At 37.2% G+C, this 14,990-nt stretch carries 9 protein-coding genes; 4 read left to right on the top strand and 5 right to left on the bottom strand.

Annotated elements, in window-relative coordinates:
* Positions 1-67: 67 nt before the first annotated feature.
* The 3 genes from ABDZ84_RS06775 to ABDZ84_RS06785 form a co-directional block, all read right to left on the bottom strand.
* Positions 68-790: a 3-ketoacyl-ACP reductase gene (locus ABDZ84_RS06775; RefSeq protein WP_026682436.1), complete on the bottom strand. Its 723-nt coding sequence runs from the start codon at positions 788-790 to the stop codon at positions 68-70.
* A gap of 264 nt (positions 791-1,054) precedes the next feature.
* Positions 1,055-2,251 carry a cytochrome P450 family protein gene (locus ABDZ84_RS06780; RefSeq protein WP_026682435.1) on the bottom strand — a complete coding sequence of 399 codons (1,197 nt, stop codon included), beginning with the start codon at positions 2,249-2,251 and terminating at the stop codon, positions 1,055-1,057.
* Between the two features lie 77 nt (positions 2,252-2,328).
* Entirely contained in the window at positions 2,329-3,723 is a 1,395-nt protein-coding gene (locus tag ABDZ84_RS06785) for a hypothetical protein (RefSeq protein ID WP_121603821.1), read from the bottom strand.
* Positions 3,724-4,325: 602 nt separating this feature from the next.
* Between ABDZ84_RS06785 and hpaB the strand changes: the two genes are divergently transcribed.
* The gene (gene hpaB / locus ABDZ84_RS06790) at positions 4,326-5,798 is read left to right on the top strand and encodes a 4-hydroxyphenylacetate 3-monooxygenase, oxygenase component (RefSeq protein WP_121603820.1); all 1,473 of its coding nucleotides are present in this window, start codon (positions 4,326-4,328) and stop codon (positions 5,796-5,798) included.
* A gap of 526 nt (positions 5,799-6,324) precedes the next feature.
* Complete coding sequence (locus ABDZ84_RS06795) at positions 6,325-7,209, top strand: aminoglycoside phosphotransferase family protein (RefSeq protein ID WP_343780673.1); 885 nt, start codon at positions 6,325-6,327, stop codon at positions 7,207-7,209.
* Between the two features lie 637 nt (positions 7,210-7,846).
* On the opposite strand, the gene ABDZ84_RS06800 is transcribed toward ABDZ84_RS06795, so the two are convergent.
* A complete protein-coding gene (locus ABDZ84_RS06800; protein WP_026682432.1) occupies positions 7,847-8,896 on the bottom strand; it encodes a 2,3-butanediol dehydrogenase in 1,050 nt (349 codons plus the stop codon).
* A gap of 572 nt (positions 8,897-9,468) precedes the next feature.
* Here ABDZ84_RS06800 and ABDZ84_RS06805 point away from each other — a divergent pair.
* Positions 9,469-10,662, top strand: coding sequence for an exonuclease SbcCD subunit D (locus ABDZ84_RS06805; protein ID WP_205388895.1), 1,194 nt, complete (start codon positions 9,469-9,471; stop codon positions 10,660-10,662).
* 20 nt (positions 10,663-10,682) lie between these two features.
* Complete coding sequence (locus ABDZ84_RS06810; protein WP_121603763.1) at positions 10,683-13,772, top strand: AAA family ATPase; 3,090 nt, start codon at positions 10,683-10,685, stop codon at positions 13,770-13,772.
* A gap of 283 nt (positions 13,773-14,055) precedes the next feature.
* Here the strand turns inward: ABDZ84_RS06810 and dapA are convergent, their stop codons facing one another.
* On the bottom strand, positions 14,056-14,946 hold the full coding sequence (dapA, locus tag ABDZ84_RS06815) for a 4-hydroxy-tetrahydrodipicolinate synthase (RefSeq protein WP_121603762.1): 891 nt from the start codon (positions 14,944-14,946) through the stop codon (positions 14,056-14,058).
* Positions 14,947-14,990: the final 44 nt, after the last annotated feature.

Genomic DNA, 14,990 nt, shown 5'->3' on the forward strand with positions numbered 1-14,990 from the left:
AAAGCAGAAGACCAAGGGATGGGGCTTCTGCTTTGTTAATTTTAAAAGTGGACCTATACAACTTATCTTAAAATGGGTTTGTTGCCCATTGTAAAGATTGTTTAATGAAAATACGAGGATGTAGTTTTAGTTGAGCGACCATATATTCCGCTAGATCTTCAGGCTGCATATACTTATCCTCATTTTTTTCTGCTAATTGGTCTCCGAAGGCAAGTTCTGTAGCAACAAGACTTGGATTCATCGTGAACACGCGAATATTGTTTTTACGAACTTCCTGCATTAGTGCTTCTGTCATACCTTGAATAGCAAATTTAGATCCACTATAGGAGGTAGAACCTGCTGTGCCTTTTAGTCCATTACTAGAAGAAATAGTAATAATGTCTCCTTGATTCTTTTCAACCATTTGTGGCAAGACAGCACGTGTAACGTGGTATGTTCCAAAAACATTAACCTCGAAAGTATGCTTCCATGTTACTGGGTCCATCTCTAGAAAAGCACCGTATGCTCCAATACCAGCATTATTTATAAGTATATCTGCTGAGCCAATTTCTTTTTGTAAGTAATCAATCGCTTGCTCAACTTCTTCTAGATTAGCTATATCAGCAGTAGCAAAGCTTGCTTTAACACCATGGGCTGCTGCTTCCTTTGCAACTTCTTCTAGCTTGCTTTTTGTGCGGGCGATTAGGCCAACATGGACTCCCTCTTTTGCTAATACGAGAGCAGTAGTTCGTCCAATACCACTACTAGCACCTGTAATGTAGGCAACTTTACCTTTGATAACTTGTCCCATATGAATCATCCTTTCTATAGCGATCTACGGTAAGTATAAGTTTTATAAGGAATAGATTCAAAGATAACTTATTACATCATTATCGGTGAGAAATGGATCCAATTTAAATGCTCACTACAAAGAGGGAATTAACAGGAAAAAGATTAATAAAAGCATGATTATAAAAAAACGTTGGTGAGAGGGAAAATGCTGTACTTCGCTTTCCCTCTCACTCGATTGCCTCCCATACGTTTTATCCTTTTTCACTACGAAACGCTAATTACTTTAATGATTAAGAAGGATGGGTAGTCTTTTCACACCGCGTACAATCATGCCTGTTCTCCATACTAAATCTTGTTTGGTAATATTCAAGGCAGCGTGCGGATAACGTTTAAAGAAGCTAGAAATCGCAATTTCACCTTCTAAACGAGCAAGCGGAGCACCTAAGCATGCGTGAATTCCCTTACCAAATGCTAAATGCTTACTTTTTTCTCGCGTAATATCTAGAATTTCTGGATCTTTGAATTGCTCTGGATCGTGATTGGCAGAATTAAGGGAAATGATGACTAGATCCCCTTTTTTCATAGATTGTCCTTTAAATAGGATATCTTCTCCAGCCCAACGCGATGTACTGTATTCAACCGGACCATTAAATCGCAGTGTTTCTTCCAATGCATTGGTGATTAATGTTGGCTGCTTTTTTAATAATTCTAGCTGCTCAGGGTGTTCTAATAAATTCATAATGCTATTCCCAATAAAATTAACGGTTGTCTCGTGTCCTGCAATTATTAATAATGATACAACACCGTATAACTCTTTTTCAGTAAGTTGGTTCCCTTCTGCCTCCGTAATGACCAACTTACTAATTAAATCTTCACCAGGATTTACACGTACGATAGCAAACCGTTCCTTTAAATAGTGGATGAAATTATCCATGTGCTGTTCCATATCCTCTTGTACCATGGCACCATTTGTTCCTTCAATTAAGACATTTGACCAAATGCGAAATTTATCACGATCTTCTGTTGGGATTCCTAACATTTCACAAATAACGATGATTGGTAGTGGGAAAGCAAGTGAATCGATTACGTCAACAGACTGGTGATTAGCCATTTCGTCAAGGAGATGGTCTGTTATTTCTTGAATACGACCTCTCATTCCTACAATCATTTGTGGAGTAAATGCCTTAGAAACAAGACCACGTAAGCGTCTGTGATCAGGCATATCTGCAAACAACATATTTTCATCTAAAACGGTATAATAATTTAATTCATCTTCATGTATCAGTTTTCTAAAATCTTTAATAAATCGTTGGTCCTTTAATGCTGCTAACGCATCTTCATATCTCGTAATAAACCATGCATACTGACCATCTGGAAGTCGTATTTGGGTAATTGGCTCTTCCTTTCTTAATTGATTATAAGTTGGATAAGGATTAGCAATGAATGGCTTTGTAAATAACGTATCGCTCACAGATTTCATTTGAACCGCTCCTTTTGCAGAAAAATAGGTTATCGAGTTTCTTTTATTTGATCAAACATAATTTCTACATATTGGAATTAAGAAGATCTTTTTACCATATCAATATAAAGCTGTTGATATGCTTTATGTTCTGCTTCCATACCTAACTCAGAATAGAGAATGGATAACCATTCTACTGGTTTAGGGTCATCAGGATATAGTTCCATATCCCAACTCATGCATTCAATAGCTAATTCTTGCTGTTTAAAATAATGATAGAGTTCACCCAGACGTCGCTGTTGATTAGGGTCTTCAGCAAGTTCATTTATTTCATGAACCAGATTAATAATCCGCTTTGCAAATGGTTTCGTCATAAATGGCTCTAGCCATTTTAAAATATCGGGAAGGGGTAGTTCAGAGAGTAATCGGCAGATAGCTTGATGTAACATCCTATCTGCCTGCTTCCTATCTATCGTATGTAATGTGAGAATGAGCTGCTGGAGTTCTTTAGAATTCAGTGAGACGGGATTGACGGTAATTTGTTCGATTGTATTTACTAACGATTTGGATTGGGTAGGTTCCAAGGAGAGGCTGTGCTCGCTTTGCAAAACCATTAATTTTTGTACGTTTTTTGTTGATAAATATACATTCAATAAGTCTTTGAGGAATGTATCTAAGGTAAGTCCGCGTGTATATAAATCTTCCAAAACCTCTATTAAAGAGATAGCAGGGTAGTGTTGGTCTAACGTGGCTTTTAATTCCTGATAATCGGCATTACGTTGTGTATAGACAGCTTGGCTTATATGGATAGCGGCTAAATCCATCCATCGTTCCTGCTGCTTATATATGTGTGCAAGCTTTTGAAAATCTTCGTATTTATGGTCATAACAAATTTCTTCTACATAAATGGGGTCTTTCATAAGCATTTTCTCATCTTTATGTTTGTATAGTTCCTCGTACTTTGCAAATGTTAAATCACTGGAAAACGTATCAACTAATCGGTGATTAGGAGCAAAGCCTCTAAGGATCCTAAAAATACGGTAACAAGATAGTAATTTTCCATCTCGTCGCTCTTTATAAAAGCATTTTTCAATAAAATTTGCTAGCTTTTCTTTTTTTATAAAGGATTCGAAGTAGGTAGTGATTAATGCAGTTTCCTGAAGTGTGTATTCATTTAATAGTTTTTGAAAAAGGGAACTATATTTTCGTTTCTTAAATTGGGAATAAGGTGAGATTTGTAATTCGATAAATGGATGTGGAGAAGAAAGTACGAGTCCGTATTGGAAAGCTTTCCTTAGGTGAGATGTTTTTCGGGTGGTCCTTGAGCTGTCATACGTTAAATACTTATCGTTATGGAAAAATAAATAATATCGTTGCTGCTGGAGGTCAGTGGCTTCTATAACCTTACTTTGTTTATAAATGGCCATTCGATTAACATCAAGTTTTAACGTATGCTGATTCAAATTCTTTAAAAATATAGTTTGATTTCGCATGCTTATCCTCCTCTAAAAGAAACTTATGTATATATATTAAGTATGTCTAAGATAAATGACTTGATCAAGAAAAACAATTTTAAATGGTGTCCTTTCATTATAGATGAAATAGTTTTAATTTGCATGCTTTGATTTTTTAACATAATTTGGGCTGCCTAATATATTGGTATATAGATGTTTTTATCCCGCATATAACTGGCAGTAAGCCCCCCACCTCAAGGAATAAAGTGAAAGCAATATAGATAAGAAGGGGTTCAACTGCCAGTAAATGTCCGATTGGTTCCACTAACCATCCGTGGGGAATAAACACACTCCCCACGGATGGAAGTTTCACTTTATCCCGCATATAACTGGCAGTAAGCCCCCCTCAAGCAGTGAAGAGAAACCATTATAGCTAATTGTGGGTTCAACTGCCAGTAAATGTCCGATTTGTTCGGGCCTACATGGAAGTAGGTCACAAAGGCGTTGCCACAGGACGTGGCGATTTAAGCCTTTGTACGTATTTGTTTCAGTAAAAGCCGGATGGAAGTTTCACTTTAAGAAAGAAAATCTTTTTAAATGATACGATGCATTTAATTTGGAAATTGTAAGGGGTGTAACAAATGCCTGCCATTTCAGGTGACGATTATATAAAGCGGATTGATCAGTTGAACACAGAAATTTGGTATAACGGGGGGAAAATAAATGGGAGGATTTCTCAGCATCCAGCTTTTAAAGGCGCGATTCAAAGTCAAGCCATGCTCTATGATTTGCAGCTGAGGGATGATTATATTGAAGAAATGACCTATCATTCACCTCATACAGGTGATCGTATTGGAACTTCTTATATACAGCCTAGGACGATACAGGAATTAAAGAAACGTAGTCGTATGATACAAATATGGGCAAAAATACATGGTGGAATGATGGGTAGGAGTCCAGATTATATGAACACCGTATTAATGGCCTTCGCTTCTTCTGCAAGGTTATTGGAACGAAAAGCAAATTGCTTTCCGAAGCGGCTTGTTCAATTTTATGAAAGGGCTAGGGAAGAAGATATGTCGTTTACACATACCTTTATTAACCCACAATTCAATCGGTCAAAGCATTATATAGAAGATAGCGAAGAACCAATTGCTGCCAAAATTGTAGATGAAACAGAAGCAGGTTTAATTATAAAAGGTGCCCGGCTTTTGGCAACACAGGGCGGAATGACAGATGAGCTGCTTGTTTTTTCAGCTGGAAGAATATTTGAAGAAAATAATGCATACTTTTTATCTGTTCCTAGTGATGCTAATGGGCTAAAATTCATTTGTCGCGAATCATTCTGTAAGGGAGATTCCTCTTTTAATTATCCATTAAGTTCTCGATTTGAAGAAATGGATACGATGATTGTATTTGATAATGTTTTCATACCATGGGAGCGGGTCTTTTTTTATAAAAACATCGAGGTAGGTAATCGTTTTCAACGAGAAAGTGCGTTTTTGCCTTTTAGTCTGCATCAAGTGATTAATAGGCAGGTTGTAAAGCTAGAATTCGTTTTGGGTATTGCTGAGGAGATTATCGAGTCAATCCATACTGGTACGTACGAGAATGTACAAGAGAAGATGGCAGAAATCATTGTCGGTTTAGAGACAATAAAAGCATTGTTAATTAAATCAGAGGTGAATGCGACACTGGATGAGTTTGGACTGATGCGACCGGAATTAGCTTCGTTACAGGCAGCAAGTAGCGCATTTCCCAAAATTTACCCACGGGCAGTGGAAATCATTCAATTACTTGCTGCTAGCGGATTAATGACTATACCTACAGAGGAAGATTTTAATTCGTCTATACGGATGGATTTGGATCAATATTTGCAGAGTGCAACAAAAGATGCAGTGGAAAGGGTGAAGTTATTTCGATTAGCATGGGATTTGACAATGAGCCCATTTGGTTCCAGACAAACACAATATGAGCGATTTTTCTTTGGTGTTCCTAATGTATTAGCAAGTGAATTATACCATGGTTATAATAAGAAAAAATATCAGGAGTTTATTAAAGCATTTATAGATCAAACATTCACATCGGAAAATGAAAGCAAAAGTAGTAGATAGCATAACTAAATATTAGTTGCTGAGACTTCACTCTGTATCGCACATTGTGGGGGGCAGACCCGAGAGACTATTTCTCCGACATTATTTTACTTAACGATTTAGGCGAGATTATCACCCTGCAAAATAGAAGCTAAGGCTTATCTAGGATTGCGCGCATTACTGAAATAAGTGAAGTCTATGAACTGGGTACCTATCGATCGATGCTACCTTTTGTTGACCGAAACCAACATCAGATTAAGGGGCAGTTTGTGAAGTATGAAAGGTGATTAAAAGAAGTGTCGATATAATAAATGCTTAGTAGGCATTATTTTTTTGCGGAGTAAGGGTAAAACCCACTTATTTGTTCAACTAGTAATCAGTGGGGGATAAACAATAATTGATAAACAAAAACCCCCACTGATTGAAGCTTTACTTTATCTAAAAGTTTCTCTTTTCATATGTATACATTTAGTCTATAATTTACAGGATATTTGCATAATTATGTCGAATATTAATGCGTAAATTTTAGATTAAGGTGGTGAATGGTATGGATCAACTAATAGATAAGATACCTTTTGTTAATCACGATTCAAGAATAAAGAAAATTAAGAAGGGTTTTTCAGCTGATAAAAAATTTGTAGTTGATAATCGCTATCTTATCCGAGTTTTTTCAAGTGAACAGGAAGCGAGTAGGGAAAAGGAATTTAAGACAATCATGCGCTTACAAACTTATTCCAAGTATGTCCCTGAAGCAGTTGAATTTGGCTCTATAACGGATACGGATTATTCATATATGATACTTACTTATATTACCGGTAAGGATGGAGAAGCTGTCTTACAATGTTTAACAGAAGATGAACAGTACGAAGCGGGAATTCAAGCTGGTATGGAATTAAAGAAGCTGCACGCCTTTCCAGCCCCAGAAAATATACCATCATGGTACGAAATTAAAAGACGAAAAAGTAATAAATATCTGTCAGAATTGGAGGCTATCGATGTTGATGTAAACATGAAAAGGATACTTCGGTCGTATATTAAGGAAAATGAGCAATTATTATACAATAGGCCAAATACATTTCAGCATGATGACTTTCATCCTGCTAATCTATTGATCAACGAAGGCAGATTTGCAGGAATAATTGATTTTCAGAGAATAGACTGGGGTGATTCTATTCATGATCTCCAAAAACTCGGCTTTTTTTCTAATCGAGTAAGCAATGCGTTTACAAGGGGAATTGTTGATGGTTATAACGAAAATGATGTTTCTATAAAGTTTTGGGAACTATATGCATTATATAGTGCCATGCATATTGTATCCTCGCTTGTGTGGGGAAGGAAAATGGGCAACTATCAGACCATGCTGACCTATTCGCTAGATGTTATTAGAGATCATAAAAACTTTACAACGTGTATCCCAGCTTGGTACCGCTGATCTTCATTCATAATTGATGGAACCATTAAATGAATGTGTTCGTATATAAATGATAAATATAAATAAGGAGTTAGCTATGAAACGAACGGTAGAATTTATATTAGGTTTAATTGCTGTTGCGATGGTATAGATGAAGTTATTAACATAATTTAGCTATATAGGCTAGATAAAATGGATTTTAAAGTATAAATACCTGCTTTGAAATCTATTTTTTGGTAGTCATCGGAAATGAAGGAAATGATAAAATTTGTCCATGTGGATAAATATGCGTGTTAAGCCGCGTCCAGCTCCAGCGCCCAGAAACGATGTGACTTCACGAATCGTCTCACGATAATTCATCATCGGCTCGCAAGCTCACTGTGATTTCCTTATTTCCGTTGACTCGCTCCACTCGCTATGTTTCCAATCGGGAGCTTGTATCCCGCATATCACGTGCAGTATGCCCTCAATATGGATAAGAAGGGGATCAACTACCAGTTATAGGTCAGATTGGTTCCAAGGCCTTTAGGTTATACCCTTGTGGTACTAACAATCCGTGGAGGATAAACATCCCTCCACGGATCGTTGTTTCACTTTATCTATATAGTGTGCACATCCCATGCTCTATATCTGGTTAATTACAATTAAACGTTATTTCTTATTTTTCCCCACTTAATTCTACTAATATTTTTGCTTGAGACTTGTCCTTAGATAATGCTTCAAAGCCTTTTTCAATTATGTCATCCAGCTGTATTTCATCCGTGATAACAGATTGTGGCTGTATTTGACCAGATGCCATTAAATCAATCGTTTGCTGAAAAGAAGTAGGTGTATAAGCTATAGATGAAGTGATTTTCACACCTTTACCTGTTAATTGGAATGGGTTCCATTCAATCGGTCTAGCAAAGATTGATACGATTACCATGGTTCCTCTTGGTTTCGTTGCTTGAATAGATTGCTCAAATGTAGGAGCTACGCCAGCAACTTCAAAGGAAACATCTACACCTTCAGGTACGATATCTGTAATAGCTTTTACTGGATCAGTTTCCCCAGAATTAATAATATGTGTTGCTCCGACTTCTTTTGCTTTTTGCAGCCTTGTTTCCGATAGGTCTAATGCAATAATTTTGCTTGCACCTGCTGCTTTTGCTGCAATGATTGTTAATAATCCAATCGGTCCAGCACCGAATACTGCAACAGTGTCGCCAAATACTAGTCCGCCTTCTTTTATTGCTTGAACAGCAACTGCTGTCGGTTCAACTAAAGCTCCGTCTTGTAATGTTAATGGCTCAGGTAGGTGATATACATTTTTTTCTGGAACATTTGTAAATGATGTAAATCCACCATCTGTATTTAAACCGATAAAGGCAAAGCCATCATATGGGTCAAGATCCTCTGATTTATTTCCGAATGTAAGGGTAGGATTTACTGCTACTCGGTCGCCCGGCTTATATGTGGTAACCTTTGCACCTACTTCTTCTACAACTCCTGCAAACTCATGCCCAAATGTTAATGGAGTTGTATCACCTGTTAAAGGATCTTCTTTTTCTACAGGAACAAATACAGGTCCTTCCTCATATTCATGAAGATCACTTCCGCAAATGCCTGCCCAAGCTACTCTCACCTTTACTTCAGTTTCTTTTAAAGGTTTCAATTCTCGTTCTTCTACTCGTACATCTTTTTTACCGTACCATACTGCAGCTTTCATGGAATTATCCTCCTTATTACTCAGATGGAAATAATTAAATTACTACTTTAGTATACCATTCTTATTTTATAATTTGTCTATTTCTGTCGAAACTTCACATATTAGTCAAGATAATTTTACAAGTAATATACAAATTAGAAAATATATTGTTTGTAGTCTATAAGTTATGGGTCAATCGGAATTTTGTTAGAAGTATACCTTTAGTAGTTAGTTCGTAGATGTGAATCATTATGTTAAAATTATGATTGAGAAACATAGAATCATCTAGTCTAGCATGCAGGTAGAATGAAGATATGGTTTCTAACTTTTAACGATTTATCCCACATATAACTTGCAGTTAGTTCCCTGCTTCAAGCAATAGAGAGAAAGCAATATGGATAAGGGGGAAATCGACTGCCAGTAAATGTCCGTTGGTTTAAAGGCCTCTAGGTCATACCCTTGTGGTGCTAACCATCCGTGGGGATAAACAAAATCCCCTACGGATGGAAGTTGCACTTTATACTACATGAAATATTGAATTTTACAGTAATCGAAGAATAATAGATGAATCTTATTATAAGGAGGAATATGGAATGAAATTTATTCACACTGCTGATTGGCATCTTGGCAAATTAGTACAGGGTGTCTATATGACAGAAGATCAAGCGTACATACTTCATCAATTCATCGTGGCTATTGAAAATGAAAAACCTGATGCTGTTATTATTGCAGGAGATTTATATGATAGAGCAGTGCCGCCAACAGAAGCGGTACATCTCTTAGATGAAATTTTAGAGAGAATCGTACTTCAACTTCGTATTCCGGTTTTGGCAATTGCTGGGAATCATGATAGTCCGAGCCGATTAAATTTTGGTAGTAAAATTATGCGAGATAATGGCTGCCATATTGTAGGGACGCTCACGAATGATTTACAACCAATTGTTTTACATGATCATGATGGAGAAGTTCATTTTCATTTAGTTCCTTATTGTGATCCAAGTGTGGTAAGAACTACTTTTCAGGATGATACGGTTCGTACACATAATGATGCAGCAAAGAAAATTATCGAGCAGATTGAGGGGAGAATGGATTCACATGCTAGACATGTATTTGTAGGACATGCTTTCGTTACTCCTTATGGAGCAGAAGAAGAAAATACGAGTGATTCAGAACGTCCATTATCTATTGGTGGATCGGAATATGTAGCTGCTGAGCACTTTGCAAAATTTCATTACACAGCGTTAGGACACCTTCATCAAGCGCATTATGTATGGAACGAGACGATACGTTATGCTGGATCTCCATTGAAGTACTCTATTTCAGAGGAGCATCATAAGAAAGGATTCTATGTTGTGGAAATAGATGGAGAAGGTGCTGTTAATGTTGAGAAACGTATACTGCATCCGAGAAGAGATGTGCGCACAGTTGAAGCTTCTATAAATGAGTTGCTGACACACCCTATCAATGATGATTATGTATTTATTCGCTTAACAGACGAGTTACCAGTACTTTCACCGATGGAAAAGGTGCGATCTGTTTACCCAAATGCGTTGCATGTTGAACGGAAGCATAATCAATTTTCTCTTGCTGATGATGAGGAGAATAATCGGGCAGAACGCACCAAGCTGTCAGAACTTGAATTATTTCATGCTTTTTACAAAGAAGTGAAGGGAACAGAAGCAACACAAGAAACGGAACAGCTTTTTAAAGAAGTACTGAATGAATGGCTGCATGAGGAATCAGATGTAACACAAACAGAAAAGTTGAAGCCTTATCTTACCATTTAATGCAGAAGGGAGTGGAATAATTGAGACCTTTAAAGTTAACAATGACAGCGCTTGGCCCATATAAAGATACGGAAACAATAGATTTTACGGAAATAGAAGCGTATCGTTTATTTGTTATTTCTGGAAATACTGGTGCCGGTAAGACGACTATATTTGATGGTATTTGCTTTGCTTTATATGGCTCAGCAAGCGGAGAAGATCGAGAAGAAAATATGCTGCGAAGTGATTTTGCCGATGACAATGTCCATACAGCAGTGGAGTTACTGTTTGAATTAGGCGGTCGTATTTTTCGAATTCTGCGCCAACTAGGCCATGTGAAGCAAGGGAATAAAACGAAGACAGGTGACCGATACGAATTCTATGAGCTAATAGATGGCAATGAAATTCCTTGTGTAGATAGGCAGATTGTATCTGAAATAAACAAAAAAATAGAAGCTTTAATTGGTTTAACGCAGGATCAATTTAAGCAGATTGTTATGCTTCCGCAAGGAGAATTCCGTAAGCTGCTCACCTCGAAAACGGATAATAAAGAAGAAATATTACGTCGACTATTTAAGACGGAACCGTATAAAAAAATTAGTGAACGGATGAGAGAGAAGAAGGCTAATGCAGAACAGGCATACAATAAAGCTATCCAAGCTCGTGATCAATTGATTAAGCATATTGAAGTGAGGTTACCTAAACGAGAAAATTCATTTCTATTTCAGCTTTTAGAAAGTGAGCATTACAATATCAATCAGGTTATAACTGGTTTACAAGAAGAAAGTCACTTTTATATGGAGAGAATCGCGTGTGATAAGGCTAGATATGAACAAGCATATGAGGGTCATAATAACAAACAGGCGGAATATCACCAAGCAAAAGCTATAAATGATCGTTTCAATGAAATGCAACAAAAAAAAGCCAGACTAAACGAATTAGATAATCAGCTTACAACATATCAAAAGCGAGAAAAACAATTAGACGATGCAGAGCGAGCTAACAACCTCATTCCTTATGAAAAACAGCGAAATGATTGGCATAAAGAAGAGGAAATGCAACAAAAGAATCTTCACTACGCAGAAAATAAGCTTAAAACAGCTAACGAGCGAGTAAAGCAAGTGCAAGCCTTGTATAAAAAAGAGGAAGATAAGAAGGAAGAAAGAGAACAACTACGTATTATTCTGGAACAACTAAAGGATTATTTACCAATAGTTAAAGAAATGGATGCGTCTAACCAACAGTTGAATAAGCTGAATCAGCAAGTGCAGGATGGCGCCTCCGAATTGGAGAAACTTCAAAAACTACTCGATGTAAAGAATCAGCGAGCAGAAGCTATTCACGAACAAATAGAAAAGCTCGATCTCACAGTCGAGCAGTTACCAGATAAACAGCAACGATTACAAGAGATGCGAGATCAAGTAAAAGTCCTAATAGATTATATAGAGTTAGCAAAAAAACACGATAAATTAGAAAAAGAATCCAAACAAAAACATCAAGAAGCATCTCAAGCGCAAGCTGATTACCAACAAATTGAAAGGGATTGGCTTAATAATCAAGCTAGTATTCTAGCAGCGCATCTACATGATGGACAAGCTTGCCCGGTCTGCGGAAGTATCGATCATCCACAAAAAGCCATAAATAGGGATCGTAACGTATCGAGGGAGCATTTAGAAAAAGCGAAGCAGCAATTTCAGATACTAGATACGCAATATCGTAACAGCTTTGCTGAATGGAATTCAGTAAGCGTACAATTAAAGGAAAGGGAAAATGAATTAAATAACTATTCCATAAATAAGAGAGATGTAACAAGTGCTAAAGAAGCATTAGTACTTCAAGGGCAGCAACTAAGTGAAGAAGTGAAGCAATTACATCATGATAGAAAACAGCTTGCTGAATATAAAGCTATGTACGAACAGGCATTAAAAGAAACCAAAGATGTAGAAGCTAAAGTGAAAAGAACGGAGCAATATTATCAAGAGCAAGTTGCATCTTATCGTACTGCTCATGCTGTTTATCAGGAAAGAATACAAAAGATTCCTCAAGATGTGAGAACTCTGTCTGAATTAGAGAAAAAAATAGAAGTAAAAGAAGAGCAACGAAAGGAATTGGAGGAGCGCTGGGAGCAAATACAACAAAAGCTGTTGCAGGAGAAAGAAGAATTGACTAAAAGTGAATCCGATGTTAGTCATGCAAGCAACCAGCTGCAGGAAACGAAGATAAGGCGGGAGAATGCAAACAAACAGTTTGTTGATGCATTAAGCCAAGCGTCCTTCCAAACGGAGGAGGTGTTTCAACAAGCTAAGCTGGAAGAGGATGAGCGTAAGCAGTTAAAGCATAGCATAGAAGAATATAATCAGCATCGGCTTACGCTGCAAAAGCAGGTCCGTGATCTGAACAGAGAATTGAAAGATAAGCAGCAGGTTGAATTAACGACTATTGAAGCCAAACTGAAAGAATTAAAAGTAGAATACGAACAAGCATTAAAGACATGGGATCAATCAAATAAATACTATGAGGAAATCATTACACTACAGCAAAACATTGTCGAGGTCACTGAACAAGCTAATAACTTGGAAAAGAAATTAGCCACTATAACCGATCTCCATGATGTATTAAGAGGGCAAAATAACAAGAAAATATCCTTTGAACGGTATTTACAAATTGAGTATTTGGAGCAGATTATCGATGCGGCAAATTTACGATTAGATCGATTATCAAATGGTCAATTTTTCCTGAGTCGTAGTGACAGGCAGGAATCGCATGGAAGACAGAGTGGTCTAGGCCTCGACGTTTTCGATGCATACACGGGACAGACAAGAGATGTGAAATCCTTATCCGGAGGCGAGAAGTTTAATGCAGCTCTTTGTTTGGCACTAGGTATGTCAGATGTTATTCAAAGTTTTCAAGGCAATATTTCGATTGAAACAATGTTTATTGATGAAGGGTTTGGTACGCTGGATGAAGAAGCACTAAACAAAGCAGTTGATACATTGGTAAGTTTACAGCAATCGGGTAGAATGATTGGCGTGATCTCACATGTGCAGGAATTAAAAGCTATGTTCCCAGCAGTACTCGAGGTAAAGAAGACAAAAGAAGGATCTAGTCGAGCAAAATTTGTTGTAAAGTAACGGTAGCCTTTAAAGAATTTTAAAGGAACTGAATAGAGGAGGGCTATCAAAAGCTGAATCCTAGTGAATTTTTGTATCGCTTTTCACTGGCGTAGTTACATTTGACATGTGCTGTTTTCACAATTTTTTCGGCTAGGATAGACGTTCATGCATCGATTTCTCTCGGTAGAATAATTACTATTCCAAAGAACTGTCGAACTACTATCCTGATATACTTCATATTCGAATAGTAGTTCGACATTACTTATCTCAATTTCTATAGTCTCTCGCTCTTCATAATCGTTTAACTTGCTGAAACGATGGACTGTAAGTGCTGTAATGTTTGTTTTAGATTGTTTGTTTCCTCTTGTGTTAGAGGTACCATTGGAAGCCGAACATCCCCAACTGGAACACCTTTCATAGATAATGCTGATTTGACGGGCGAAGGACTAGGTGCAGCAAACAAAGCTTTCATGATTGGAAGTAAATGTTGATGTAGCGCTGCACTAGCTTTGACATTTCCAAAGCTAAATTGATTTATCATCTCTTGCATTTCATTACCAATGATATGGGAGGCGACTGAGACCACACCTTTTCCTCCAATAGCTAATGCTGGTAATGTTAGTCCGTCATCTCCGCTGTATAGGGAGAAGTCCTTGGATGTGCGTCTAATTATTTCTGACATCGCATCAAGGTTACCGCTCGCTTCTTTGATGGCAACAATATTATCTATTTTAGAAAGCTGTACCGTAGTATCTACAGTTAAATTGACACCAGTTCTTCCCGGTACATTATAAAGCATAATAGGGAGATTAGTAGCTGCTGCGATCGCTTGGAAATGCTGATAAATTCCTGTTTGCGAAGGTTTATTGTAGTATGGAGTAACAAGCATGATACCATTAACTCCAACTTTTTCCGCTTGTATTGTTAAATTAATAGTAGCTTTTGTGTTATTTGCCCCAGTTCCAGCTAATACCGGAATTCGATCATTTACTACTTCAACAACGAAGCGCATAAGCTGAATCTTTTCCTCATCTGTTAATGTAGCTGATTCACCTGTAGTTCCAGCAACAATCAGCCCATCCGTTCCATTTTTAATTAAATAATTTACGAGAGATCTTGTGGCATGAAAATCAATTTTTCCATGTTGATCAAATGGTGTCACCATTGCGGTTAATACTTGGCCAAATTCCATTTCTTTACACCCCTTGTGATAAGTTAAAACAATAGATGGATAGA

The sequence above is a fragment of the Virgibacillus salarius genome, from assembly GCF_039521925.1.
GTDB lineage: Bacteria > Bacillota > Bacilli > Bacillales > Amphibacillaceae > Virgibacillus > Virgibacillus salarius.

Excerpts from the sequence above, each read along its gene's own strand:
- ABDZ84_RS06800 (WP_026682432.1), bottom strand. The coding sequence starts at position 8,896 with ATGAAAGCTGCAGTATGGTACGGTAAAAAAGATGTACGAGTAGAAGAA.
- dapA (WP_121603762.1), bottom strand. The coding sequence starts at position 14,946 with ATGGAATTTGGCCAAGTATTAACCGCAATGGTGACACCATTTGATCAA.
- ABDZ84_RS06785 (WP_121603821.1), bottom strand. The coding sequence starts at position 3,723 with ATGCGAAATCAAACTATATTTTTAAAGAATTTGAATCAGCATACGTTA.
- ABDZ84_RS06775 (WP_026682436.1), bottom strand. The coding sequence starts at position 790 with ATGGGACAAGTTATCAAAGGTAAAGTTGCCTACATTACAGGTGCTAGT.
- hpaB (WP_121603820.1), top strand. The coding sequence starts at position 4,326 with ATGCCTGCCATTTCAGGTGACGATTATATAAAGCGGATTGATCAGTTG.
- ABDZ84_RS06780 (WP_026682435.1), bottom strand. The coding sequence starts at position 2,251 with ATGAAATCTGTGAGCGATACGTTATTTACAAAGCCATTCATTGCTAAT.
- ABDZ84_RS06805 (WP_205388895.1), top strand. The coding sequence starts at position 9,469 with ATGAAATTTATTCACACTGCTGATTGGCATCTTGGCAAATTAGTACAG.
- ABDZ84_RS06795 (WP_343780673.1), top strand. The coding sequence starts at position 6,325 with ATGGATCAACTAATAGATAAGATACCTTTTGTTAATCACGATTCAAGA.